Annotated in this window: 27 protein-coding genes, 1 tRNA gene and 1 pseudogene; 18 read left to right on the top strand and 11 right to left on the bottom strand. The window is 30.6% G+C overall.

The genetic code is table 11. From position 1 onward, the window contains the following. Positions 1 to 463: pseudogene (locus AJN58_RS09035) on the bottom strand (hypothetical protein); the annotation flags it as partial. Between the two features lie 9 nt (positions 464 to 472). Then, the gene (locus AJN58_RS09030; protein ID WP_044778979.1) at positions 473 to 1,261 is read right to left on the bottom strand and encodes an AAC(3) family N-acetyltransferase; all 789 of its coding nucleotides are present in this window, start codon (positions 1,259 to 1,261) and stop codon (positions 473 to 475) included. 551 nt (positions 1,262 to 1,812) lie between these two features. On the opposite strand from AJN58_RS09030, the gene AJN58_RS10195 reads away from it, so the two are divergent. Further along, entirely contained in the window at positions 1,813 to 2,082 is a 270-nt protein-coding gene (locus AJN58_RS10195; protein WP_186820940.1) for a hypothetical protein, read from the top strand. On the opposite strand, the gene AJN58_RS09020 is transcribed toward AJN58_RS10195, so the two are convergent. The 4 genes from AJN58_RS09020 to dcd are packed head-to-tail and all read right to left on the bottom strand — an operon-like array spanning position 2,065 to position 6,120. Continuing rightward, entirely contained in the window at positions 2,065 to 3,381 is a 1,317-nt protein-coding gene (locus AJN58_RS09020) for a DUF4910 domain-containing protein (protein ID WP_044778980.1), read from the bottom strand. The two genes, AJN58_RS10195 and AJN58_RS09020, sit on opposite strands and share 18 nt — an antisense overlap. Further along, positions 3,374 to 4,504 carry a UDP-4-amino-4,6-dideoxy-N-acetyl-beta-L-altrosamine transaminase gene (pseC, locus tag AJN58_RS09015; protein WP_070292203.1) on the bottom strand — a complete coding sequence of 377 codons (1,131 nt, stop codon included), beginning with the start codon at positions 4,502 to 4,504 and terminating at the stop codon, positions 3,374 to 3,376. The genes AJN58_RS09020 and pseC overlap by 8 nt, the downstream gene beginning before the upstream one ends. Position 4,505: 1 nt before the next feature. Continuing rightward, positions 4,506 to 5,510, bottom strand: a complete 1,005-nt coding sequence (pseB, locus tag AJN58_RS09010) for a UDP-N-acetylglucosamine 4,6-dehydratase (inverting) (RefSeq protein WP_070292201.1) — start codon at positions 5,508 to 5,510, stop codon at positions 4,506 to 4,508. Between the two features lie 49 nt (positions 5,511 to 5,559). Continuing rightward, positions 5,560 to 6,120, bottom strand: a complete 561-nt coding sequence (gene dcd / locus AJN58_RS09005; protein WP_002861983.1) for a dCTP deaminase — start codon at positions 6,118 to 6,120, stop codon at positions 5,560 to 5,562. 145 nt (positions 6,121 to 6,265) lie between these two features. Between dcd and accB the strand changes: the two genes are divergently transcribed. Then, the gene (gene accB, locus AJN58_RS09000; protein ID WP_044778984.1) at positions 6,266 to 6,721 is read left to right on the top strand and encodes an acetyl-CoA carboxylase biotin carboxyl carrier protein; all 456 of its coding nucleotides are present in this window, start codon (positions 6,266 to 6,268) and stop codon (positions 6,719 to 6,721) included. A gap of 1 nt (position 6,722) precedes the next feature. Further along, entirely contained in the window at positions 6,723 to 8,054 is a 1,332-nt protein-coding gene (locus AJN58_RS08995; RefSeq protein ID WP_002854112.1) for an acetyl-CoA carboxylase biotin carboxylase subunit, read from the top strand. A 36-nt stretch (positions 8,055 to 8,090) separates the two neighbouring features. Here the strand turns inward: AJN58_RS08995 and salC are convergent, their stop codons facing one another. Further along, positions 8,091 to 8,906 (bottom strand): peptidylprolyl isomerase SalC, encoded by an 816-nt coding sequence (salC, locus tag AJN58_RS08990; protein ID WP_044778986.1) that lies wholly within the window; start codon positions 8,904 to 8,906, stop codon positions 8,091 to 8,093. Between the two features lie 64 nt (positions 8,907 to 8,970). On the opposite strand from salC, the gene gltX reads away from it, so the two are divergent. The 4 genes from gltX to AJN58_RS08970 are packed head-to-tail and all read left to right on the top strand — an operon-like array spanning position 8,971 to position 12,899. Next, the gene (gene gltX, locus AJN58_RS08985) at positions 8,971 to 10,362 is read left to right on the top strand and encodes a glutamate--tRNA ligase (RefSeq protein ID WP_044778987.1); all 1,392 of its coding nucleotides are present in this window, start codon (positions 8,971 to 8,973) and stop codon (positions 10,360 to 10,362) included. A gap of 1 nt (position 10,363) precedes the next feature. Then, positions 10,364 to 11,599 (top strand): malic enzyme-like NAD(P)-binding protein, encoded by a 1,236-nt coding sequence (locus AJN58_RS08980; RefSeq protein WP_044778988.1) that lies wholly within the window; start codon positions 10,364 to 10,366, stop codon positions 11,597 to 11,599. Continuing rightward, positions 11,596 to 12,222 carry a uracil phosphoribosyltransferase gene (gene upp, locus AJN58_RS08975; protein ID WP_044778990.1) on the top strand — a complete coding sequence of 209 codons (627 nt, stop codon included), beginning with the start codon at positions 11,596 to 11,598 and terminating at the stop codon, positions 12,220 to 12,222. The genes AJN58_RS08980 and upp overlap by 4 nt, the downstream gene beginning before the upstream one ends. A gap of 5 nt (positions 12,223 to 12,227) precedes the next feature. After that, positions 12,228 to 12,899 (top strand): menaquinone biosynthetic enzyme MqnA/MqnD family protein, encoded by a 672-nt coding sequence (locus AJN58_RS08970; protein WP_044778991.1) that lies wholly within the window; start codon positions 12,228 to 12,230, stop codon positions 12,897 to 12,899. Here AJN58_RS08970 and AJN58_RS08965 read toward each other — a convergent pair. Both AJN58_RS08965 and AJN58_RS08960 read right to left on the bottom strand, forming a co-directional pair. Then, a complete protein-coding gene (locus tag AJN58_RS08965; protein WP_002861975.1) occupies positions 12,896 to 13,546 on the bottom strand; it encodes a potassium channel family protein in 651 nt (216 codons plus the stop codon). The genes AJN58_RS08970 and AJN58_RS08965 overlap by 4 nt on opposite strands. 10 nt (positions 13,547 to 13,556) lie before the next feature. Continuing rightward, positions 13,557 to 14,900, bottom strand: a complete 1,344-nt coding sequence (locus AJN58_RS08960) for a TrkH family potassium uptake protein (protein WP_044778992.1) — start codon at positions 14,898 to 14,900, stop codon at positions 13,557 to 13,559. A gap of 139 nt (positions 14,901 to 15,039) precedes the next feature. Between AJN58_RS08960 and AJN58_RS08955 the strand changes: the two genes are divergently transcribed. From AJN58_RS08955 to AJN58_RS08910, 9 genes are all read left to right on the top strand, one after another. Next, positions 15,040 to 15,115: transfer RNA gene (locus AJN58_RS08955), tRNA-Phe, on the top strand. 527 nt (positions 15,116 to 15,642) lie between these two features. Beyond that, a complete protein-coding gene (locus AJN58_RS08950) occupies positions 15,643 to 15,933 on the top strand; it encodes a hypothetical protein (RefSeq protein WP_002788257.1) in 291 nt (96 codons plus the stop codon). Then, positions 15,920 to 16,261: an HNH endonuclease gene (locus AJN58_RS08945; protein WP_002788260.1), complete on the top strand. Its 342-nt coding sequence runs from the start codon at positions 15,920 to 15,922 to the stop codon at positions 16,259 to 16,261. The genes AJN58_RS08950 and AJN58_RS08945 overlap by 14 nt, the downstream gene beginning before the upstream one ends. 259 nt (positions 16,262 to 16,520) lie before the next feature. After that, on the top strand, positions 16,521 to 17,156 hold the full coding sequence (locus AJN58_RS08935) for a P27 family phage terminase small subunit (protein ID WP_038850812.1): 636 nt from the start codon (positions 16,521 to 16,523) through the stop codon (positions 17,154 to 17,156). A 3-nt stretch (positions 17,157 to 17,159) separates the two neighbouring features. Next, positions 17,160 to 18,785 carry a terminase large subunit gene (locus AJN58_RS08930; RefSeq protein WP_070292200.1) on the top strand — a complete coding sequence of 542 codons (1,626 nt, stop codon included), beginning with the start codon at positions 17,160 to 17,162 and terminating at the stop codon, positions 18,783 to 18,785. Between the two features lie 54 nt (positions 18,786 to 18,839). Then, the gene (locus AJN58_RS08925) at positions 18,840 to 19,274 is read left to right on the top strand and encodes a type II toxin-antitoxin system PemK/MazF family toxin (RefSeq protein WP_002788265.1); all 435 of its coding nucleotides are present in this window, start codon (positions 18,840 to 18,842) and stop codon (positions 19,272 to 19,274) included. A gap of 159 nt (positions 19,275 to 19,433) precedes the next feature. Then, positions 19,434 to 20,606, top strand: a complete 1,173-nt coding sequence (locus tag AJN58_RS08920; protein ID WP_002788272.1) for a phage portal protein — start codon at positions 19,434 to 19,436, stop codon at positions 20,604 to 20,606. Next, positions 20,603 to 21,145: an HK97 gp10 family phage protein gene (locus AJN58_RS08915; RefSeq protein ID WP_002800770.1), complete on the top strand. Its 543-nt coding sequence runs from the start codon at positions 20,603 to 20,605 to the stop codon at positions 21,143 to 21,145. Before AJN58_RS08920 ends, AJN58_RS08915 begins: the two co-directional genes overlap by 4 nt. Then, the gene (locus tag AJN58_RS08910; RefSeq protein WP_044261881.1) at positions 21,146 to 21,496 is read left to right on the top strand and encodes a hypothetical protein; all 351 of its coding nucleotides are present in this window, start codon (positions 21,146 to 21,148) and stop codon (positions 21,494 to 21,496) included. It begins immediately after the preceding gene. On the opposite strand, the gene AJN58_RS08905 is transcribed toward AJN58_RS08910, so the two are convergent. Both AJN58_RS08905 and AJN58_RS08900 read right to left on the bottom strand, forming a co-directional pair. Beyond that, positions 21,484 to 21,747: a type II toxin-antitoxin system RelE family toxin gene (locus tag AJN58_RS08905; RefSeq protein WP_002869971.1), complete on the bottom strand. Its 264-nt coding sequence runs from the start codon at positions 21,745 to 21,747 to the stop codon at positions 21,484 to 21,486. The two genes, AJN58_RS08910 and AJN58_RS08905, sit on opposite strands and share 13 nt — an antisense overlap. Next, the gene (locus AJN58_RS08900) at positions 21,744 to 21,968 is read right to left on the bottom strand and encodes a DUF6290 family protein (RefSeq protein ID WP_002869970.1); all 225 of its coding nucleotides are present in this window, start codon (positions 21,966 to 21,968) and stop codon (positions 21,744 to 21,746) included. The genes AJN58_RS08905 and AJN58_RS08900 overlap by 4 nt, the downstream gene beginning before the upstream one ends. Before the next feature lie 146 nt (positions 21,969 to 22,114). On the opposite strand from AJN58_RS08900, the gene AJN58_RS08895 reads away from it, so the two are divergent. Together AJN58_RS08895 and AJN58_RS08890 are read left to right on the top strand one after the other, a co-directional pair. Then, complete coding sequence (locus tag AJN58_RS08895; RefSeq protein WP_038851013.1) at positions 22,115 to 23,095, top strand: hypothetical protein; 981 nt, start codon at positions 22,115 to 22,117, stop codon at positions 23,093 to 23,095. Continuing rightward, positions 23,092 to 23,448 (top strand): hypothetical protein, encoded by a 357-nt coding sequence (locus AJN58_RS08890; RefSeq protein ID WP_002788281.1) that lies wholly within the window; start codon positions 23,092 to 23,094, stop codon positions 23,446 to 23,448. Before AJN58_RS08895 ends, AJN58_RS08890 begins: the two co-directional genes overlap by 4 nt. Positions 23,449 to 23,458: the final 10 nt, after the last annotated feature.

Below are 23,458 nucleotides of genomic sequence, written 5' to 3'. Positions count from 1 at the left end.
ATTTACTCCAAGTATCCCCACAAATAAATAAAATTCTTCTGCAAGATCCATTTTCTATCATAGAATAAGCTGTGTAAAGTCCATAAACATAGCCAGAACACGATTGATTAATATCAAAGGTTAATGTTTTTTCGCTTAAGCCTAGTTTTCCATGTAAATAACAAGCTGTAGGAGGCATAAAAAAATCTGGAGTTTGAGTGCAAACTATAAGCGCATCTAGTGAGTTTTTGTCAATATTAAATTCATCAAAAAGTATTTTAGCTCCATATTCTCCTAAATCACTTGCAGTTGTTTCTTGATCTGCCTCATATCTATATTGTAAGCCAACATTTTTTTTAATCTGGGATAGTTTTTTAACATCACCCTTGTATCTTGTATTGAGTTCATCATCTATATTGATGAGATTTTGAGGAACTATAGTAAGAACATAGCTTAATTTTGCATGATTAAAGGAGGCTTGCATTATAATACCTTATTTTGGAAAAAGTAGATAGTTTTTATTTTCTATCAACTTGCTAAAAAGAATCGTGTAGATTTTTTGTATATCAAAAGAAATAATTTGTGCACCACCGAAATTAAGTTTATTAATAAGTTTTTTAGAATCTAGGATGCTGAAAACTTTTTCTTGATCAATAATATTGTATTTTTTTGTTAAATCTCTACAAAAAAACTGAATTTCTTTATCGAATTGGTTGCCATTTTCATCTATAATAATCCCTTTAAAAGTTTTATGATGGCGATAATTGATTTTAACTTTTTCTTCTATATAATGAAAATATGTAAAACCTAAATGTTTACCTCCAAAAAGAATAGCTTTGGCATTATTTTTAGTAAGTTCATCATAAACGCTATTTTCTCCAAAGCAACTTGTTGTATCTTTTAAAAATAAATCTTCTTTGGCACCTTTGACAGCAAAAGAAAAAATAGGATCATTGGTTCTTTTAACTCCTTTTTGTTGTCTAAAAAATTCATTAAATGCCCCTACTACGCATTTTGATTCTAGCTTATTGTAAATTTCATTATTGCAAAAGCTATATGTGAAGGTGGGCATAATCAAAGTTCCATTTTTGCCTATAACTTCAAAAAAACATTCAAGCAAAGATTTTAAAAGTTCTTTGATGGGCAAAAGTGGTATGCCAAAATTATAAATTTCACTATGGATATAAATTATATCTCCATTGGTTATATTTAATTTTTCTAAGACTTTTATTAGATTTTCTTGGCTATATATTTGTTTTTTGTAATAAAATAATTCCTTCATTAAATGGTAACACTTTTTAATAATTTTTTAATATAAAAATATTTTTTCTTCATAAGAATTATATCGATATAATTCTTTAATTTAGCTTTACAATAAATTTTCGCTATTTTCAAATTTATCGAGATATTCAGTGTTTAATAGAATATTTGTATTTAGAATGGGTAATTTTAGAATAGTTTTAAAATTAAGATGAAATGCTAAAAATTTAAATTATGCTATAAAATTTAGAAATTAATAGGAGTAGATAAGGATATTACCTTAGTTATATAAATTACCAATTGGAATTTTGCAAATTTTGTAGTATTTTAATTCTAAGATTGCAACTAGAGTTTTGATATATAGCTTAAAAAATTTAGAGAAATAAAATATTCCGTAATTATTCTTTTGCTGTTGCCAGTAGATTTCAAAAGAATTTACCGCACTTGAGAATAAAGGAACTTTTGATAATAGTTCTTGTTTTTGTTTACAAAATAACATAAAAAATAATTATTGTAAATTTGCCTTTGTAAGATTCTTTTACCTTTGTGCATTATGTGGAAGAATGTTTAAAAGTGGATTATCGCTTTAACAAAAGTTTTGAGGCTTTATATACAGATGAAAAGGGATTTACGCAATTAAAAACTTATGATATGTTTGTTCGCAAAGATGGAGTTTTAACGGATGTTAATGGTTTGGAAGATCTTTTTATAAAAGAAAATGTGATGGAACTTAAAAAATTTGAAAATCTTTGCATTAAGAAAATTGATTTATCTAGGGCATATGACATAATTGTTAAGGATATTAAAGATAATCATGCTAAAAATTTAATGAGTTATGCTTAAAAGTTTATGTTCTAAGATTTTTTCCAAAAGCTCTTTAAATTCATAAGCTTGCATATTTAAGATATTGGCTATATTGATGATATCATTCTCTCCATCGCAGTAAGCTAGAAAATTACAAGCCAAAGGAATGTTATTGGCAGTGCTAAGGGTATGATATAGTCCTCTTTTGCCAAGATTGGGTTCGCATACTATGGTGTTTTCATATACGGCGTTGATTTCTAGATTTAAAATTATTTCTTGCATGCTTTGAAGTCCACCCATTAAACCTTTTTCAGAGATAAAATTGAGATCATCTTTGCTAGTGTGGTATTGTTCGTATTCTAAGTATCTTGTGCGACATACTCCTACTATGCCAAGATTTACAAGCGGAGCATTGTATTGTCTTTCATCGCTTCCACGATCTAAAAAACTAAAAGCTTTGAAATTTTCTTTATTTTTAAGTGTATGCAGTGCAACTTTATCGCTTAGAGTATTTTCTTTAGGCGTGTGTATGAGTGAGTAAGCATGATCATCGCCTAAGCAAGAAAGCACAAAGCCTGCTTTAACATGTTTTTTTAAATGTTCTAAATGTTTGCTAAGATAGACTATAGAGCCTATGGTTTCAGGGATGATGACAAAGCGGTAATTATATTTTCTTTCTTTTAAACTCAAAAGCCATCTTGCTAAGAAAATAGCCACCACAGGGCCACTAAGTTCATTATTTGCCATGGAAGGGTGGCAGAGATAGGTTGAAATTAAAATTTCATCTTTTGAATTTTGTGTGCTAGGTAGGATAAAATCAGCATAGTCCAAAACCCCATTTTCATCATGTTTTGCATCGATATAGACTTTGTATTTGCCTTTTTTAAGTTTTTTTCTTTCATTGTGCGCAAGGCAAAATCCCCAACGCCTTTTATAATAACTCGTTACGTAAGGAATGGCATCAGGTATTTCTTCTATGGAGTAAAGATGATCTTGAAGTTCTTCTAGTTCGATTTCTTGATCGATGGCTTCGCTATAGTTTAGAAGGTGTAAATTATGCTTTTTAAAATCACAAATTTTTTCTCCCTCTGGAGTGATGATATAGGCTTCTTTAACATTCCATTCATCAGGAACTATCCAGTCAAAAACTTTTGTACCACTTTTTATAGAGTGAAATTTGATTATACCCCCCCCCAGAGTTTTATTTAAAATTTCTAAGCTATCTCTAAAACCTTGTCCTGTGATACTCCTAGCGATAGGAAAAAGTTCGCAAGCTAGTTCATACATAGCCTTTCCAGTTTGGCTAAAATCTTGACTTCTAAAGTCTAGCTTATCCACAATATCCCTTTTTAACTTTTTCAAGAATGCTAAATAAAGTATCTTTTACAAATTTCGCATCTTTTAGATTCATTTCTTGATGACAAGGTATGCTAAGCTCGGCTTTGTAAAAATTATCCACATTTTGGAGTCTGATTTCTCCTAAGAGTTTTTTATAAAAACTAAATTCATAAGTTGGTTTATAATGCACCTGTACGCCAATTCCTGCATGAAGTAAGCTTTCAAAAAGCTCTTCTTTTTGACAATAAAATTCAGGAAAAAGTAAAATAGGATACAAATGTCTTGAGCTTTTTTTATAATCTTTGATTTTTATCGTGGAGAAATACGGATTTTTTTCAAATTCTTTATCGTAAAAACTTGCGATTTCTTCTCTTTTTTCAAGATTATGATCGAGTTTTTTAAGCTGGTTTATCCCTAAAGCACAAGCAACATCGCTTAAGCGGTAATTATAGCCAAGTTCTACCATATCGCTATCCCAAAGCCTTTTTTTAATGATGCCATGGCTTCTTAAAAGCTTGATTTTAGCGATAAGCTCTTTATTATCACTCACCACAGCCCCACCTTCAAAAGTGGTAATAGGCTTAACAGGGTGAAAAGAAAAGATAGAAAGATCAGCTTTTTTCCCTACTTTTTCGCTCTTATACAAAGCACCTAAAGCATGGCTTGCATCATCAATTAAAGGAATACTGTATTTTTTAGCAAGGTTTGAAATTTCATCCATTTCAACGCTATTGCCCGCAAAATCCACTACGCTAATAGCTCCTATATTTTCGCTATCTTTTAAAAGTCTTGCTTCTAATTTTTTTTCATCGATATTGCCATCGTTTTTAATGTCGATAAACTCTACCTTAGCTTCCGCCATTAGGGCCGCATTAGCTGTAGCAGCGAAGGTTAAAGGGGTGGTTAAAACGATTTTTTCTTTGACGTCTAGTGCTGTATAGGCAAGATGAAGGGCTGAAGTGGCTGAGTTTAATACACAAGCGTGTTTTACACCCACATATTCACAAAGGGATTCTTCAAATTCATCTACCTTTTTACCCCCTGTTAAAATTTCATCTTTTAAGGCTTTTGTAAGCGTATCTATATCGCTTTGATCGATGTTTTGATGAGAATAAGTAAGCATTTTAAAAACCTTCGGTGTGATTGATGATTTCTAAAAGTTCTTTTTCGCTTGCCCATAAAGGATTATTATCTGAACTATAAGAAAAACCATCTTTTACCTTTTGTCCTTTTTCGCCTAGGGTATTGATACTAAAGTCATTATCTTTATCCACAAGTTTAATACTCGGGCTTATAGCATAGTAGTCTTCAAATTCATAGGTTAGATGACTATCATCGCTTGAAATCATGATTTCATGTAGTTTTTCTCCTGCTCTTATACCTATGATTTTATGGCTTAAATTAGGAGCTAAAGCATGGGCTAGATCGGTGATTTTCATCGAAGGAATTTTAGGGATGAAAATTTCTCCTCCGTGCATTCTTTCAAAATTACTCAGCACAAATTTCACTCCATCTTCAAGGCTGATCCAAAAACGAGTCATTCTTGTATCGGTGATAGGAAGTTCTTTAGCTCCTTCGCTGATGAGTTTTTTAAAGAAAGGCACTACTGAACCTCTTGAACCTACAACATTGCCATATCTTGTAACGCTAAAGCGTGTTTGTTTATTGCCTGCTATGTTGTTTGCAGCGACAAAAAGCTTATCGCTTGCAAGTTTGGTTGCGCCGTATAAATTTACAGGATTGCAAGCCTTATCTGTGCTAAGAGCGATACATTTTTTAACCCCATTATCAAAACAAGCGTCGATGACATTTTGCGCACCGTGTATGTTTGTTTTTATACATTCCATAGGGTTATATTCAGCAATAGGCACATGCTTCATCGCAGCAGCATGTATAACAAAATCCACATCACGCATAGCGGCACTTAAACGCTCTTTATCTCTTACATCTCCTATGAAATAACGCATACAAGGAGCATTAAAAACGCTTGCCATTTCAAATTGTTTAAGCTCATCACGAGAATAAATGATAATCTTATTAGGTTTATAATTTTCTAGCAAAACCTTAGTATAGGTTTTTCCAAAAGAGCCTGTTCCGCCTGTGATTAAGATATTTTTTTTGTTAAACATTTTGCCTTCCTTTGCTTAAGTTTTTTTAAAATTAAAGCAACAAGTGTTCCTATTTTAAAATTCTTGGCAAGGTTATGCCAGTTTGGGCTTGATACTTGCCTTTTTTGTCTTTATAAGTGGTATCACATTTTTCATCGCCTTGTAAAAACAACACTTGTGCTATGCCTTCATTGGCATAAATTTTTGCAGGTAAAGGCGTAGTGTTTGAAATCTCTATAGTGATATGTCCTTCAAAACCTGGTTCAAAAGGAGTAACATTGACGATGATACCACATCTTGCATAAGTGCTTTTGCCAAGACAAATAGCTAAAACATCATCAGGCATTTTAAAATACTCTATAGTTCTAGCTAGGGCAAAAGAATTTGCAGGAACTATACATACATCACCTTCAAAATCTACTACATTTTCTTCTACGAAATTTTTTGGATCTACTACGGTTGAATTAACATTGGTAAAAATTTTAAACTCACGCCCTACGCGTATATCGTAGCCATAACTTGAAAGTCCATAGCTTATTACACCTTTTCCTATATTTGCTTCGCAAAATGGCTCGATCATCTTGTATTCTAATGCCATTTTTCTTATCCAGTTATCTGCTTTTAAGCCCATTTTTAACCTTTTAATATTTGTAATTTTTTATAAGGATTATAACCTAAAAAATCTATATTTTTTATGATTTTTTTCTTTTTTAAAGTTAAATTTTAAGTTTTTTTATATAATACAAGATTAAGTTCTTAAATTTTAGGAGAATTTTATGACAAAAGAAGAAATTAAAGAGTTAGTAAACCTTTTTGCTGAAGCAAATATTAGTAAAATTAAGATCAAAGAACAAGATGGTTTTGAAATAGAACTTGAAAGAGATATGTGTTGCGATGTTCCAGCTCCTGTTTGTCCTCCAGTTCCAGCTCCACAACCTATCAATGTAAGTGTTGTAAATGAAGCTCAACCTAGCCAAAATGCAAAATCAAACAAGCCAAGTATAAACAGCCCTATGGTAGGAACTTTCTATCAAGCTCCAAGCCCAGGTGCAGCACCTTTTGTAAAAGTAGGTAGCACGGTTAAAAAAGGCGATACTATAGCTATTATCGAAGCGATGAAAATCATGAATGAAATTGAAGCGGAATTCGATTGCAGGATCACTGAAATTTTAGTTGCTGATGGTCAGCCTGTAGAATTTGGAATGCCTTTATTTGCGGTGGAGAAATTATAAAATGGAAATTAAAAGCATATTAATTGCTAATCGTGGAGAAATAGCACTACGCGCTTTAAGAACGATTAAAGAAATGGGTAAAAAAGCAATTTGTGTGTATTCTGAAGCAGATAAAGATGCTTTATATTTAAAATACGCTGATGCAAGCATTTGTATAGGAAAAGCAAGAAGTTCTGAAAGTTATTTAAATATCCCAGCTATTATTACAGCAGCTGAAATTGCTGAAGCAGATGCGATTTTTCCAGGATATGGATTTTTAAGTGAAAATCAAAATTTTGTTGAAATTTGTGCTAAACATAACATCAAATTTATAGGTCCTTCTGTAGAAGCTATGAATTTAATGAGTGATAAATCAAAAGCTAAACAAGTAATGCAAAGAGCAGGCGTGCCTGTAATCCCAGGAAGCGATGGGGCTTTAGCAGGAGCTGAAGCAGCTAAAAAACTTGCTAAAGAAATAGGCTATCCTGTGATTTTAAAAGCAGCTGCTGGCGGTGGCGGCCGTGGCATGCGTGTGGTTGAAAATGAAAAAGATCTTGAAAAAGCATATTGGTCGGCTGAAAGCGAGGCTATGACAGCTTTTGGTGATGGAACTATGTATATGGAAAAATACATTCAAAATCCACGCCATATAGAAGTGCAGGTTATAGGAGATAGTTTTGGTAATGTGATTCATGTGGGTGAAAGAGATTGTTCTATGCAAAGACGCCATCAAAAACTTATCGAAGAATCTCCCGCGATTTTGCTTGATGAAAAAACACGCACTAGGCTTCATGAAACTGCTATTAAGGCAGCCAAAGCTATAGGATATGAAGGTGCGGGAACTTTTGAGTTTTTAGTTGATAAAAATTTAGACTTTTATTTTATAGAAATGAATACACGTTTGCAAGTTGAACACTGTGTAAGTGAAATGGTAAGTGGAATTGATATCATAGAACAAATGATTAAGGTAGCAGAAGGTTATGCCTTACCATCTCAAGAAAGTATTAAATTAAATGGGCATTCTATAGAGTGTAGAATCACGGCAGAAGATTCTAAAACTTTCTTGCCAAGTCCAGGCAAGATTACTAAATACATTCCACCCGCAGGACGCAATGTCAGAATGGAAAGTCATTGTTATCAAGACTATAGCGTGCCCCCTTATTATGATTCTATGATAGGTAAGCTTGTAGTTTGGGCAGAAGATCGCAATAAAGCTATTGCAAAAATGAAAGTAGCTTTAGATGAGTTACTTATAAGTGGGATAAAAACAACCAAAGATTTCCATCTTTCTATGATGGAAAATCCTGATTTTATTAACAATAACTACGATACAAATTATCTTGCAAGACATTAAAATTTCCCTATTAAAGGGAAATTTTAATTGTAATTTTTATCTTAAATATTCTATATTGATTTTAGAGTGGAGTTTATCAAAATAATCCTGTATGAAATTTTGTCTTTGTTCGCTTACATAAGCGTTTAAAACTTCATTTTTAACTTGCTCATATTCAGGAGTTTGTGCTCCATCTTTGCTTTTAACTTCATAAAGTTCATAGCCATTTTTTCCATTTAAAACAGGGGAAAAGCCTCCAACAGGAATTTGCGATAAAAGCCCTAAAAGTCTTGGATCGGCATTGCTTGTGTTTAAAGATGCATTTTGTGGTTTAAGGATTGTTTTTTTTGTATTTTTGATATTTTCTAAAGTTTGAGGATTGTTTGATAAATAAATATTTGCATTAATTTGTGTATAAAGAGTGAATTTATCTTTATTTTGTTCGAAAAATTTTTTTGCTCCATCATCACTAAAATCAGTTTTTGCCATACTTACGATTTTTTCATAAAGCTTTCTTTTTTCTAAATCTTTTTTTAAATTTGCACGAAATTGTTCATAGCTTTGATTTTTGGATTTTAAATTTGCTTTGAAAGCATTTAAAGTAGTTTTGTTTTGAGCAAGCATTTTATTTATAGCATCGTCAAGCTCTAGTTCATTGACTACAATACCTAGTTGTTTCATTTGTGAAATTTCCATTTTTTCATTGATGAGTGCGCCTAAAGCTTTATTTCTATCAATTTTAAGCACTTTCATAGTTTGATCTATATCATAAGTTGTGATAGGCTCTTTGTCTACAACTACAGCTATAGCATTAATGGTATTTGCATTAGCTAAACTTGCAAAAAATACAAAACTTAATAAAATTTTTTTCATTTCAAACCTTTATTTAAGTATAAATATCGCATTATATCAATAAAAATTTAAGAAAAGGCAAAAAATGCACGAAAAACTTACAACGCGTTTTGCTCCAAGCCCAACAGGGTATTTGCACATAGGTGGACTTAGAACAGCTCTTTATAATTATTTATACGCTAGAAAAAATGGTGGAAATTTTTTACTTCGTATTGAAGATACGGATTTAAAACGAAATTCCAAAGAAGCTACTAAAGCAATTATCGAAGCTTTTAAATGGTGTGGTTTAGAACATGATGGAGAAGTAACTTACCAATCAGAGCGTTTTGATCTTTATAAAGAATATGTTAAAAAGCTTTTAGATGAAGGTAAAGCATATTATTGTTATATGAGTAAAGAAGAATTAGAAGAATTGCGTGCCAAGCAAGAAGCTGCCAAAGAGCGCCCAAGATATGATGGAAGATATAGAGAATTTAAAGGCATGCCACCTCAGGGTATGGAACCTGTTGTGCGTATTAAAGCACCTCAAAGCGGTGAGATTGTTTTTGAAGATGGGGTTAAAGGCGAGGTGAGATTTAAAGCAGAGGATATAATGGACGATTTTATCATTGCAAGAAGTGATGGAACTCCAACTTATAATTTTACTGTTGTTATTGATGATGCTTTAATGGGAGTAAGTGATGTGATTCGTGGGGATGATCATCTTTCAAATACTCCTAAACAAATTGTACTTTATGAAGCATTGGGTTTTAAAATTCCTAAATTTTTTCATGTGGCTATGATACATGGAGAAGATGGTAAAAAGCTTTCAAAAAGACATGGGGCAACTGATGTTATGGAATACAAAGAAATGGGAATTTTACCTCAAGCTTTGCTTAATTTTCTTGTGCGTTTAGGTTGGAGTCATGGTGATGATGAGGTATTTTCGCTAGAAGATTTGAAAAAACTTTTTGATCCTTATCATATCAATAAAAGCGCATCTTGTTATAATGCTAAAAAGCTTGAATGGTTGAATGCTCATTATATTAAAACTTTGCCTTTTGAAGAGATTAACCGTCAGCTTAAAGATCTTGGCTTTGATTTATCTGTTTATGAAAAGGCAGGATTTTTACTTGATTTATTAAGAGAGCGTGCAAAAACCTTGCATGATATTATCAATGGTGCAAAAAGCATAGTTAATGCACCGCAAAATTATGATGAAAATGCAGTGCAAAAATTTGTTAACGAAAATAATTTAGAATTGCTCCAAGCATTTGCTAATACACTTAAAGATCAAAAAATAGGTAAAGATTTTGAAGATTTTACAAATGATTTTTTAGAAAAAAAAGAAGCAAAGTTAAAAGATTTGGCTCAGCCTATACGCATAGCTTTAACAGGGAGTGCGGTAAGTCCTAGTATTTTTGAAGTATTAGAATTTTTAGGGGTTGATGAGTGTAAAAAAAGAATAGAAAATTTTTTAAAAGTTAGAGGAAAATAAAATGAATTTAAAAGAAGAAGCTTTAAAATACCATTTAGGTGGGAAAATTGATATTGTCCCAAGTAAGCCAATGGCTACAAGTCATGATCTATCTTTGGCGTATAGCCCAGGAGTTGCAGAACCTTGCCTTGAAATCGCTAAAGATAATGAGCTTGCTTATACTTATACAAATAAGGCTAATTTGGTAGCTATAGTTAGCGATGGTTCTGCTGTTTTAGGACTTGGAAACATAGGAGCACAGGCTTCAAAACCTGTTATGGAAGGTAAGGCTTGTTTGTTTAAAAAATTTGCAAATGTTAATGCTTATGATATAGAAATTGATGTTCATAGCGTGGAAGAGATTGTAAATTTTTGCAAAGCTTTGGCTCCGACTGTGGGTGGGATAAATTTAGAAGATATAGCTGCTCCAAAATGTTTTGAAATTGAAGCGGCTTTGCAAGATTTAGGAATTCCTGTAATGCATGATGATCAGCATGGAACGGCTATTATTTCAACTGCGGGACTTATGAATGCTATGGAGATAAGCGGTAAAAAATTTAAAGACATTAAGGTGGTTGTAAGTGGCGCAGGTGCCGCAGGTATAGCAAGTGCTAAGATGTATAGAAATTTAGGGGTCGAAAATATTATTTTAGTAGATAGCAAAGGTGTTGTTTCTAAGGATAGAAATGACTTAACTCCTCAAAAGCTTGAATTTGCTGTTGATTCTAAGGAAAAGACTTTAAAAGAAGTTTTAAAAGGAGCTGATGTTTTCCTAGGACTTAGTGCGCCAAAAATTCTTGATGATGAAATGGTTTTAAGTATGGCAAAAGATCCTGTAATTTTTGCTTTGGCAAATCCTATCCCTGAAGTGATGCCTGAAGATGTGGCTAGACTTAGAAAAGATGCGATTGTAGGAACAGGAAGAAGTGATTATCCAAATCAAATCAATAATGTTTTAGGTTTTCCTTTTATTTTTCGCGGGGCTTTAGATGTGCGTGCAAGTAAAATCACTGAAAATATGAAAGTAGCTGCTGCTAAAGCATTAGCAGATCTTGCAAAACTTCCTGTAAGTGATGCGGTTAAAAAGGCTTATAATTTAAGCGCTTTAGAATTTGGAAGAGATTATGTCATACCAAAACCTTTTGATGAAAGAGTAAAAGCTGCAGTAAGTACAGCTGTAGCAGCAGTTGCGGTAAAAGATGGTGTGGCTAAGGTAAAAAATTTTAACGAGAAAGCTTATTTTGAAAGCTTAAAATGAAAAATATTCATTGTATCAATCATCCATTGATCGAACATAAATTAGGAATTTTAAGGGCTAAAGAGACAAAGCCCTTTCAATTTCGCATGTTAATCGATGAAATTTCATCTTTTTTACTTTTTGAAGCGAGTAAAGATTTTTCTTTAAAAGAAATTGAAATTTCAACACCTATACAAAAAACTACAGTAAAAAAACTTGATGAAAAAATTATGATTTGCCCTATTTTAAGAGCTGCATTAGGAATGCTTGAAAGTGTTTTTAAGATGATTCCTGATGCAAGTGTTGGATTTTTGGGATTTGTAAGAAATGAAGAAACTTTAAAGGCGGATTTTTATTTTCAAAAACTTCCCAAAGATGCAAAAAAACGCACCGCTATTGTCATAGATCCTATGTTTGCTACAGGTGGAACTGCTATAGAAGCTTGTAATTTTTTAAAAAGCCAAGGAGTTAAAAAAATAAAATTTATATCCATACTTGCTACTCCACAAGGTTTGCAAAAATTTAGCCAAATGCATGATGATGTAGAAGTTTTTGTGGCTTGTATTGATGAAGGTTTAAATGAAAAAGGTTATATTATCCCAGGGCTTGGAGATGCAGGAGATAGAGTGTTTAACACTCTTTAAAAGAGATGATTTTTGGAAAAATTGATTATATTAATCTTTTGCCTTTACATATATATCTTAAGAAATATCCCTTACCTAATGGTTATAAAGCAAGCATGGAGTATAAAAAAGGAGTTCCAAGTAAGCTAAATAAAGATTTATTTTATAGAAGAATTGATGCAGCTATCATTTCAAGCATAGAAAGTGCTAGAAAAAAATATAAAAATTTAGATTTGGGTATTTGTGCTAATAAAAGAGTTTTAAGTGTTTTAGTAGAAAAAAATACATCAAATGCTAAAGATCCAAGTTCAGCAACTTCAAATGCTTTAGCTAAAGTATTAAAACAAGATGGAAAAGTAATTATAGGTGATAAGGCTTTAAAGCTTTATCTAAAAGATTCTTCTAAATATATCGATTTATGTGCAAAATGGCATGAAAAAACAGGGTTGCCTTTTGTTTTTGCTAGATTCTCTTGTGTGCAAAAAAAAGCTTTATATAAACAAATTTTGAAAAAATTTCCAAAAACAAAGATTAAAATTCCTTATTATATACTGCAAAATTATGCCAAAACAAGGGATTTGGATATAAAAGATGTTAGATATTATTTAGATGAAGTTATATATCATAAAATTTCTACTAAAGAAAAAACAGCCTTAAAGCGTTTTGTAAAGGCTTGCAAGGCTTTAAATCTTGATTAGTATTCAAATTCTCTAAGTTCTTTAACTGTTCCAAGGAGTATTACAACATCTCCACTATAAACTGTTGTGGTTTCTAAATCAGGTAGTATTTCCCAGTCGCTATTTAATTTTTTATAAGAAATCACTTTCATATTTTGCGCTACATGTTTTAAAGAATTTCCTGCTAATTTTTCATCTATATTGATCTTAATAGCTCGTATAGTATTTGCTGAAAGATCAAAAACTTCATAATCAGCATCTTTGGTTAAAAATTCTTTTACTAGTCTTTTAGCGCTTTCTTTTTCAGGATAAATAACCTTTGTTGCGCCTAACTTAGAAAGAATTTGACCATGGATATTAGAGGTTGCTTTAGCAATGATGTTTTTAACACCTATATCTTTAAGCGCCATAAGAGTAAGGATTGATTTTTCAACATTTTCTCCTATGCTAACAATAACAACTTCAACATCATGAAAGCCTGCTTCTTTTAGAGCTGAAATATTTGTAGAATCTAAAATATAAGCATAGCTTGGAGGATTTTGTATACTTTTTAAAGTTTCCTCATCTTTATCCGCAACGATAACAGTATGACCTCCAGCAATGAGTTCATCTGCTACAACTGAGCCAAATTTTCCAAGTCCTATAATTCCATAATTAAGATTTTTCACGATTTTACCTTTATAAATTAACCTTTCCTTCAGGGAATTTTAAATGAATAGCTTTGTCTTGTTTGAATACCGAGAGTAAAAAAGCAAAAACACCTATCCTGCCACTTAGCATCATAATGATGATAATCACCTTGCTAGGATCACTAAACAAAGCACATAAAGATAAAGTTCCACCATTTCCTACTGAAATTCCTACGGTTGCAAAAGCTGAAGAAGTTTCAAAAAGCAAGGCTATAAAATCAAAATTTGACTCTAGCAAGGAAAGCAAAATAACAGCTATTACTATATAAACAGCTGAACCTACAGCTATAATAAAAGCTTTAGATATAGTTTCTCTTGGAATTTCATGTCCAAAAATTCTAACTCTTCCATCTCGGATACTCCAATAAGCATAGAGTAATAAAACCATTACAGTTGTTACTTTCATACCCCCAGCTGTTCCTCCTGGTGCACCACCAATAACCATAAACAATGATCCAAAAAATAAGCTCGCATCATGCAAATGTCCCATATCTAAGGTGTTAAATCCTGCTGTGCGGTAATTAATAGCGATAAAATATGAGCTTAAAATTTTATCAAAAAATGAAAAATGTCCTATAGTTTGAGGATTTGAGTATTCAAAAGCAAAAATAATAAGCGTTGAAGAGAAAATAAGAAAAATACTTGCAACAACAACCATTTTTGTATGTAGGCTTAAATTTTGCAATTTTTTTCTTTGAAAAAAGTATAATTCAACCAAAACAAAATATCCAAGCCCTCCAATAATAATCAAAGAAGTGATAATAAGATTAATTGCTATATCATGTTTGTAAGCTATAAGTCCATGTTCAAATATGGTAAACCCAGAATTATTAAAAGCGCTAATAGAATGAAAAATTCCAAACCATAAAGCTTTCTTAAAATTCATTTCAAGGGCAAAACGCATGGTAAGAAGTATAGCACCTATCAATTCTATAGTAAAAATGAACAGTAAAACCTTTTTAAAAAATTTAAATAAACCATCCATTGATGGATAAAATAAAGACTCTTTTAGTAAATTTCTTGCACTAAATCCCACTTTTTTGCGTATGAGTATATAAACAAACAAACCTATACCCATATATCCCAAGCCTCCAATTTGCACCAAAGCCAAGATAATAATTTGTCCTGCTAAGGTAAAATCAACCGCAGTGTTCTTAACTGCTAATCCTGTCATACTAACAGCAGATGTGCTTGTAAAAAAGGCATCTAAAAAATCAATAGGAGTTGTATGTGCCCAGCTTGAATGTAGCAATAAAGCCCCAAACAATGCAATAATAATATAACCAGCTAGTAAAATTTTAAAAGTTCGTCTATCTAATCCAAATTGTTTCAAAAAATTTCCATTTGATAATGATCTAAAGCGGGTATTCTATCTTATTAAAACTTTAAGGGAAATAAAATTTTATTTTTGTATTTAAACTTAAATTAAAGAAAAAAAGATACAATTACATTTTTACTTTATCAAACTAAGTGGTTGGATAGCTCAGTCGGTAGAGCAGCAGACTGAAAATCTGCGTGTCGGCAGTTCGATTCTGCCTCTAACCACCACTTTATCTTTCAAAAAATCACATCACATATTTTTTTACACAAGACCGAAATATTTAAAGGACTAAAAATTATTATTTTAAAGAGAGAGTCTATAACTTATAATAGAATGGTGGATTTAGCAGAATATTAAAAAAAGTATTTAAATACCTATAAAATAGATATTTTATATTTTATAGTAACCCATTAAATAACCCAGTTTTCTAATATGATTTTTTAATATTAAAATCCGATTAAAATGCCTATAAACATATTTCTTAAAATCCGATTAAAAATGATATGTGCTTTTATTAAAATCCGATTAAAAACAATACGATAATCTTTGCCAGTGCTTTTTAATATAATAGTGTTTGTATAAAAATATAAAAAATGGTTTTTGTTTTTTTGCTTTCTTAGTAAAGAGCAATAAGTATTCCATAATTGCTAATTTAATCTTTGATTAATAGTTTTATTATTTTTTATATATTATAATTTTTAAATAAAAATATCATTCCTTAAAGCTTCGTTTGTTAATTACTTAAAGACTTCTTATGTTTAATAAAAAAGATATTATTGTTAATGCAGTTCCCGTTAAGCTTTTTGCAAGTAATTTAGGTTTGTATGATAATTTTTATAGAAATGTAAATGAGCTTAAAAGTGGTTTTAAAATCAAACAAGTAGGAAATAATTTTTTTGTTTTGCTTCCTGATTGGTTTATAAAATTGCTAGAGATAGGATATGATTGTTATGTGATTAAGCCTTATGATGATTTTAAATATGAATTTAAAGTTGAACTTTCTAAAAAAACTGAAATAGGATTTTACAAAAATGACAATTTATAAACTTTGCAAGTGTGGTAAGAAAATACAAACTCATTTAAGAACTTGTGAAGAATGTGATAAAACTTTTAAGAAAATAGCAAACAAAAGATATGATTGTTTTAAAAGGGATAAGCAAAGTTCAGATTTTTATAATAGTGTAGCTTGGAGAAAATTAAGAAATGCTTTTATAAATAAAAATCCATTTTGTATAAGGTGTGGAAAGTTTGCAAAAATTGTAGATCACATTATACCTATTAAGCAAGGTGGCAAGAAATTAAGTGAAGAAAATTTGCAAAGTTTATGCTTGGCTTGCCATAATGAAAAGACTAAAAACGAGCTTAAGGGGTAGGGTATGTAATCTCTATGAAAGCCAATCCTATACACCGAAGCGGTAGACACGAAAAAATGCGAGCCAGTTTTTTACATAATGTTATACTTAACCTACTAACTAACCAACCAAAACACAAGCAAAGCAAGGTAAAATCTTTATTTGAAATTTTTATTTTTATCAAAAGCGTTCTAAAAAAGCCAAATTTTGCTTTAAATTAACTAACACGCATTTTAACGCCTTAAAATATCATTAAAATACAAATAAAAAAAGGTGTTTAATGCAAAAAGAATTTTTAAACATTGATGAGGTTTTGCAAATTTTAAACATTAATTCTAAAATCTATTTGAGTAGATATTTAAAGAAAAATGGTATAAAAGTATTAAAAGGAAAAGCTAAACCCTATCCAAAAGATGAAATTTTAAGACTTGCTAAAAAAAGACAAGATGAAAATCATTACAATTCTAAACAAAACGAAGTTATTTTGTATATTGATGAAAATTCGATAAAAGAAAAGCCAAAGGCAAATAAAACAGAACAAATACAAACGCAAGATGATTTTAAGCCTTTAAATTTAGAAACCATAGAGCAAGAACTCACACAAAAAACTATCAAAGATTTAGAAAATTTAGGCATTTATGATCCTTTAGAAAATGATATTATTAAAACTTATGTTAAAAATCTCATTTTTTTAGAATGCACAAGCAAGGAAATGGAGAAAAAAGGTTTTACAACAAGCACAGATAAAGGAACGCCTATTGTAACGCCTGAACTTATAGCTTTTAATTCTTTGACTAAAAATGTTATAGGCTTAGCAAAAGTTTTAGGCATAGGCTCTCCAAATCGTGCAAGGCTAAATTTAAAAGATAAAAAAGAAAAATCAGCTTTTGATGTGCTTTTAGAAGATGAAAGTTAAATTATGGATAAATTAAGAGCAAGAGAAGATATATTAAATTACGCTTTAGCTTATATTAAACAAAAAAACAAAGAATTTGAAAACTCGCCCTTTTATATTGATGAGAAAATAGCCAAAAAAGCGGTTTTGTTTATCTCTCTTTTAAAGCACACCGATGGCGAATTAGCCGGTAAGCCCTTTCAGCTTTTAAATTTTCAAATCGAGTTTATCATCGATATCATCGCCACTTATTCTAAGGAAAAAAACGCCAGAAGATACTCTTACGCTTTGCTTTTTATCCCAAGAAAAAACGGTAAAACCGAGTTAATCGGAGCTATTTTGCTTTATTTTTTATTTATTGATAAAGAAAAGGGTAAAAAAATATATTGTGCCGCAAATGAAACCGAACAAGCAAAATTAGTTTTTAATGCTGCTTCATCTATGGTAAGCCAAGAAGAAGAATTAAATAAAATGTGCTATCAATATAAAACCTATAGAGAAATACGCAAAAAAAACGCTAAATTTGAAGATTTTATAAAGGTTCTAACAGCTACAAGCGAGACAAAAGACGGCTTAAGACCTTATGTTTTTATTTACGATGAGCTTCACGCTGCTAAAAATGGGGAATTATATAAGGTTTTAGAAGAAGGAACGGCAAGTCGTGTAAATTCTTTATGTATAGTCATTTCAACAGCAGGATATAATCATTTTGGAGAGATGAAAAAGCAATATGATTATTGCAAACAAGTTAAAAATGGCATTATAAACGACCCATCAACTTATGCAAAGATTTATGAGCCTGATGCTGATGATGATTGGAACGATGAAAAAACTTGGATCAAAGTTAATCCTGCTTTGGGTTATGGCGTAAAGCTTGAAAAATTAAGAGAATATTATCAAAAAGCTTTAGCAAACGCAAATGATGAGGTGAGTTTTAAAACAAAACATTTAAATATATGGACTTCAAATGCTACTTCTTTTATAAAAGATGATGATTTTTTAAAATGCAGTTTTAAAGAACTTGATTTAAAAGGCGATGTTTATGTTGGACTTGATCTATCTGCTACTACTGATTTAACTGCTTTAGCTTTAATTTGCGAAGTGGATAAAATCTTACATGTGGATTTTAAATTTTATGCACCAGAACTTAGTGCAAGAGAGAGAAGTAAAAGAGATAAAGTGCCTTATTTAGAATGGGCAAAACTTGGCTTTTTAACTCTAACGCCAGGTAATAGTGTTGATTATGACTATTTAATTAACGATATCTTAGCTCTAAATAAAAAATTAAATATCAAAATGATAGGTTATGATCCATGGAATAGTTTAGAAGTAGCCAAAAAGTTAAGCGATGAAAATATAGAGTGCGTTCAGATTAGACAAGGTTTTGCAAGTATTAGCGAACCTTTAAAAGAATACCAAATCAGAGTTTTAAAACAAACTTTAAATCACAATAACAATCCTATTTTTAGATGGTGTAATTCAAATTTAGTTATTGATCAAGATGCAAGAGAAAACATAAAGCCTGATAAGAAAAAATCAAGTGAAAGGATAGATGCAATTTCGGCTTTAGTCACTGCAATCGCCACTAAAAACAGCATAGAAAAACCAAAAATCAATGTTTATGAAAAAAGAGGTATAAGGTTTTTATAGCTTAATAAATTTAGAAGTAAAAATGAGTAAAATTATATTTTTCAAGGAGTTTTTTTGATAAATTGTAATGATAAATTTGATAAATGGAATAATGAAAAGAAAAAACTACAAATAAAAGAAAATAAAATAATAAGCATAGGTAAGATTTATTGGGTTAGCATAGGACAAAATATAGGCAGTGAAGTTTATGGAAAACATAATGACTTCAAAAGACCGGTTTTAGTTTTAAACAAAATATACATTGAGGATTATGTTAATCTTTTTGTTGGCGTTCCATTAACAAGCAAAATAGAAAATAAAACAGGTTTTCTTTATCATCACTTCACAGATAGTAAAAACAGAAAGCAAGTAGCTCTATTATCACAAGTAAGAACCTTTGATACTAAAAGAATAATAAGTTATTATAATGGAAAAATCAAAAAAGAAGATTTAGAAACAATTAGAGAAAAAATAACAAAGAAAATAATATCCCCGCACAGGGCGGGGTAACTCGTAAATGAGCCAACTCTCCTTATCAGAAGAAGTCTAAAACCTACTTTTAAAGTTTTACAATTCTTATGATCACTGAGAAATTATATCATTTTTTTTATAAAACGCACTTTAACGCCTCAAACTTTTTTTAAAATAAGTAAAAAATAAAGGTTTTGCATGTTCAATAAAATAAGATCATTATTTACAAAAAAAGCACGAAATAATGAATTTGTTAATAGCTTAGAAATTTTATTAGAAGATAAAATAAAAGCTGAGGAGCTTTCAGCAGTAATTGCCGCAATCTCAAATATTAGCGAGACCATAGCATCTTTGCCATTAAATTTATATCAAAGAACAACTGATGGATCAAAACTAGCCTCTAATCACCCCTTATATGAACTCATCAAAATCGCACCAAATGAAACAATGACACCTTTTACACTCTTTGAGGCTTTTATGGTACAAATGCTAATTTATGGCAATGGTTTTTTATATCCTGTTAAAAAAAGAAACGGGGTGATTAATTCTATAGAACTCATAGAAAATAAAGACATTAATATCTTTAAAATGAATGGAAAGTATTTTTATCAAGCTTACTCAAAAAATGGCAGTATTGTTTTAAATTATGATGAGGTTTTAAATGTGCCTTATCATACTAAAGATGGAGTAAAAGGTATCGCACCGCTTAGAAAAAGCAAAAATACCACAGAACTTGCAACAGCTATAGAACAGCACGGACTTAGCTTTTTTAAAAATGGAAGTTTTACAAGTGGCGTTATATCTGTACCAAATGAATTAAGCGAAGAGGCATATTCGAGATTAAAACAATCCTTTAAAGAAAATTATAGCCAAAAAAAAGCTTATAATATTTCTATTTTAGAGGGTGGAGCAAGTTATGCACAAACTACAAGTGCGAATAAAAATAGCCAGTTTTTAGAAAGCAAACAATTTCAAGTGATAGAAATCGCAAGACTTTTTAATATCCCACCGCACAAACTTGGAGATTTAAGTCGTGCGACTTTTTCAAATATCGAACAACAAGAGACAAATTATATGGTGCAAACCATAACACCTCTAACAACTAAAATCGAACAAGCCCTAAATCGCTTTTTATTAAACCAAAATGAAAGAAAAGAATTTTATTTTAAATTCAATATCAACGCTATTTTAAGAGCTGATAGTTCTTCAAGGTGGGAAAGCTATGTAAAAGCTTTAAGTAATGGCGTGATGAGTATAAACGAAGTAAGAGCCTTGGAAGAAATGAACCCAATTGATAATGGAAACGATCATTTAATACCGCTTAATCTTGCCAAAATAGATGAAAAAGACACACAAAAAGGCAATCAATGATAGAAGTAAAAGGCTTGAACGAATTAATGAAAGATTTGCAAAGCATAAGTAAAAAAGCTTTGCCAAATGCGGCTAAAAAAGGAGCTTTAGAAGTAGCAAAAGAAATCACAAATGATTATAAAAAGAATATTCCTAAACAAAGCGGACTTTTAAAGCAAAGTGTTAAGGCAGTTTCTAGTTATACTTTAGAAAAAGGTGTTTATCGTGCCGCTTCAGTTGTTTTTAGGATGAAAAAAGTAGGTATAAAAAGATTTGAGAAGTTAAAAAATGCTAAAAAATGGACACAAGCAAAGAAAAATGAGAGAAAACAAAGAATGGATTATTTTGCGAGTGCGTATTATGCTCATTTTATAGAGTATGGATTTTTTCATAAAGGCGGAGTGAAAAAAAGTGCAAAAGGAAAACCAAATATAAGCGGAAAAAACACTTTTGTAAAAGGCACTTATACCATGCAAAAAGCAAAAGAGAAAATAGACCCAAAAATGCAAAGCTTGGTTACAACAAAACTAAATGCTGAGTTAGATAAATTAGGATTTTAAATGAAGGAATTTTTAAGCGATTTTTTAATGGGACTAAGCAAGGAATTAAATATAGAAATTTACCCACTTTCAAGGCAAAAAACAAAGCTAGAAAAAGCATTTTTAATTTATGAAATCACAAGCGAAGAATTAAATTTAAGTATAGATGATAAAATCTTAAGCAAAGAATTAGAAATTAATTTGAGCCTTTATACTCCAAAATACAAAGATTTAAGAGAGTTAAAAAGCAAAATTGAAAATTTTATTTTAAAATTTTATAAAAAACCTATTGAAATTTTAATACATGGAGAAGATAAAGATGAAGAGAGTGGATTTTTTACGAGTGAGATTTTTATCACTTATCGTTTATAAATTTCTTTTCTATGTCCTACTTCAAGACAAAGAATAGTTAATTTTTCATCATTATTTAAACAGATTAAGCGATAATCATTTATCCTATAACGCCACAAGCCTTTTAAATTTCCTTTTAATGCTTTGCCTTTTTGATTTGGACTTTCTAGGCTTTGTATTTCTTCTTTCCATTTTTTGATTTGTTTTTGAACTTCTTTATCTAGTTTTTTAATTTGCTTTACTGCTTTTTGGCTAAAATCAATTTGTATCATAAACCAAGCTCTTTAAAAAGCTCATCAGCACTAATGCTTTTTTTACCGCTTGCTAAATATTCTTTATAAGCAACTTCTCCTATTTTTGCATCTTCTAAGTCTTCTAAAAATTCCATAATTAAAGCTTGAATAATTTCTTCTTTGCTTGTATTTCTTTCTTTGGCTATATTTAAAAAAGCTTGTTCTTTTTCGCTTGATAATTCTATATTTAGACTAAGCATTAAAATTCCTTTTTTTGAAAATTATAACAAAAAATTAGAAAATAAAATACAAAAATATAGTTTTATGAAAAATATCTCTTAATACGCATTTTAACGCCTTAAACTTTTTATAAAATCTCCTTACATTACTTATATAAGGAGAAAAAATGTCAAAAGACAAAATAATCACAGATGCCCCTGATGTGCAAGGGCTTAGAGTTTTAGTTTTATCTCGTGCTATGGAAAGTTTAGGAAAAGAAGCTATTCAAGCAGGATTTTTAACAAGTATTTCAGGTCTTAAAGGTGGAACTAGAGAAAGTCAAAAACTAAGCCCAATCAACGATAGAGATTATGAAGAAATCAACGCAGTAGGCAAAAAAACTTCAGCTACTGTAAATATGAATTTACTTTATAAGTTTGTTAAAGATGGTAATTTAGAAAGCTATGAGGGGGTAAATTATCTAGAAAAAGCTTTTGAAGAAAATGAAGAAGTTTTTATCATCGTAGAGATTAATGATGAGAGAAAAACCACGCTTAAAATCAAAATGAAATTAACAGGCTTTGAACTTCAAAGCGAAGCAAATAATAAATTCAGTGCAAATATCACAGCAGAAAAAATCGGCGAAGCTAAAGACATCACACCTTTTAGATTTGAAGAAAGTCAAAATATAGAACACACTACAAAAGCTTTAAATGTGGGCGATGTGATGAGTGATAAAAAAGGTAAAATTATTTATTTTTACCCAAAAGAAAGCACACTTGAAAAACCAGAATTAAACGATGAAAGAATGGTTTATGTTTTTGATGAGGTGCGAGGTGTTGTACCAAATCCTAGCACACAAACTTTTAATGAAAACAATGAATTTATAACCACAAAAGAAGCTGATAAAGTTTGGGAAAAAGAAAATGATGAAAATATTATCCATGAAAGCAAAACCGAACCAGAACAAGGGCAGACTTATGAGGAATTAAAAGGAAAAACATTATATTTTTATCCAAACGCCTTAACACTTCTTTATCCTGCAAATGAAGATATTCGCAAAAAATACACCATAGATCAAAGCTCAGGCATAGCGAGTGAAGCCACAATGCAAACTTTTTTAAATGGAAAATTTAGTGATGCTTTAAGAAAAGGAGGTAAAAAATGAAATTCAATGACTTTTTAAAACAACATTCTTTAAGAGAAAAAGAAATTTTAATCGAAGGTATTGATGAAAAATTCACAATTCGCCAACTTTCTATGCTCGAACAATTAGAGATTATGGAAAAAAATGGCATAGAAATACAAGAAAATAAAGATGATAAAATCAGCATCGATTTTATTAAGAAGAATTCAAATTTTAGAAAAGAAATCATCTTAAAGTGTTTAGTAGCTCCAAAAATCGATGAAAAAACCTTTGATAATCTCAATCAAGAGGGTTTAAACATTATCGCAAAAGTCGCAGACGAAATTTTAAAATTTACAAATGAAGTCCCAAAGCAAGAGAGCAAGGGCGATTAATTTATCGCCT

The organism is Campylobacter sp. BCW_4321 (assembly GCF_001763075.1).
GTDB lineage: Bacteria > Campylobacterota > Campylobacteria > Campylobacterales > Campylobacteraceae > Campylobacter_D > Campylobacter_D jejuni.
The sequence above is the reverse complement of the archived record's forward strand: the minus strand, read 5'-3'. Positions and strand labels throughout refer to the sequence as shown.

Coding starts and splice junctions, on each gene's coding strand:
- AJN58_RS08905 (WP_002869971.1), bottom strand. CDS start 21,747: ATGATACAAATTGATTTTAGCCAAAAAGCAGTAAAGCAAATTAAAAAA.
- salC (WP_044778986.1), bottom strand. CDS start 8,906: ATGAAAAAAATTTTATTAAGTTTTGTATTTTTTGCAAGTTTAGCTAAT.
- AJN58_RS08895 (WP_038851013.1), top strand. CDS start 22,115: ATGTCAAAAGACAAAATAATCACAGATGCCCCTGATGTGCAAGGGCTT.
- AJN58_RS08970 (WP_044778991.1), top strand. CDS start 12,228: ATGATTTTTGGAAAAATTGATTATATTAATCTTTTGCCTTTACATATA.
- AJN58_RS08920 (WP_002788272.1), top strand. CDS start 19,434: ATGTTCAATAAAATAAGATCATTATTTACAAAAAAAGCACGAAATAAT.
- AJN58_RS08900 (WP_002869970.1), bottom strand. CDS start 21,968: ATGCTTAGTCTAAATATAGAATTATCAAGCGAAAAAGAACAAGCTTTT.
- AJN58_RS08945 (WP_002788260.1), top strand. CDS start 15,920: ATGACAATTTATAAACTTTGCAAGTGTGGTAAGAAAATACAAACTCAT.
- accB (WP_044778984.1), top strand. CDS start 6,266: ATGACAAAAGAAGAAATTAAAGAGTTAGTAAACCTTTTTGCTGAAGCA.
- dcd (WP_002861983.1), bottom strand. CDS start 6,120: ATGGGCTTAAAAGCAGATAACTGGATAAGAAAAATGGCATTAGAATAC.
- AJN58_RS08910 (WP_044261881.1), top strand. CDS start 21,146: ATGAAGGAATTTTTAAGCGATTTTTTAATGGGACTAAGCAAGGAATTA.
- AJN58_RS08935 (WP_038850812.1), top strand. CDS start 16,521: ATGCAAAAAGAATTTTTAAACATTGATGAGGTTTTGCAAATTTTAAAC.
- AJN58_RS09030 (WP_044778979.1), bottom strand. CDS start 1,261: ATGAAGGAATTATTTTATTACAAAAAACAAATATATAGCCAAGAAAAT.
- AJN58_RS08930 (WP_070292200.1), top strand. CDS start 17,160: ATGGATAAATTAAGAGCAAGAGAAGATATATTAAATTACGCTTTAGCT.
- pseC (WP_070292203.1), bottom strand. CDS start 4,504: ATGCTTACTTATTCTCATCAAAACATCGATCAAAGCGATATAGATACG.
- pseB (WP_070292201.1), bottom strand. CDS start 5,510: ATGTTTAACAAAAAAAATATCTTAATCACAGGCGGAACAGGCTCTTTT.
- AJN58_RS08980 (WP_044778988.1), top strand. CDS start 10,364: ATGAATTTAAAAGAAGAAGCTTTAAAATACCATTTAGGTGGGAAAATT.
- AJN58_RS08995 (WP_002854112.1), top strand. CDS start 6,723: ATGGAAATTAAAAGCATATTAATTGCTAATCGTGGAGAAATAGCACTA.
- gltX (WP_044778987.1), top strand. CDS start 8,971: ATGCACGAAAAACTTACAACGCGTTTTGCTCCAAGCCCAACAGGGTAT.
- AJN58_RS08915 (WP_002800770.1), top strand. CDS start 20,603: ATGATAGAAGTAAAAGGCTTGAACGAATTAATGAAAGATTTGCAAAGC.
- AJN58_RS08950 (WP_002788257.1), top strand. CDS start 15,643: ATGTTTAATAAAAAAGATATTATTGTTAATGCAGTTCCCGTTAAGCTT.
- upp (WP_044778990.1), top strand. CDS start 11,596: ATGAAAAATATTCATTGTATCAATCATCCATTGATCGAACATAAATTA.
- AJN58_RS08890 (WP_002788281.1), top strand. CDS start 23,092: ATGAAATTCAATGACTTTTTAAAACAACATTCTTTAAGAGAAAAAGAA.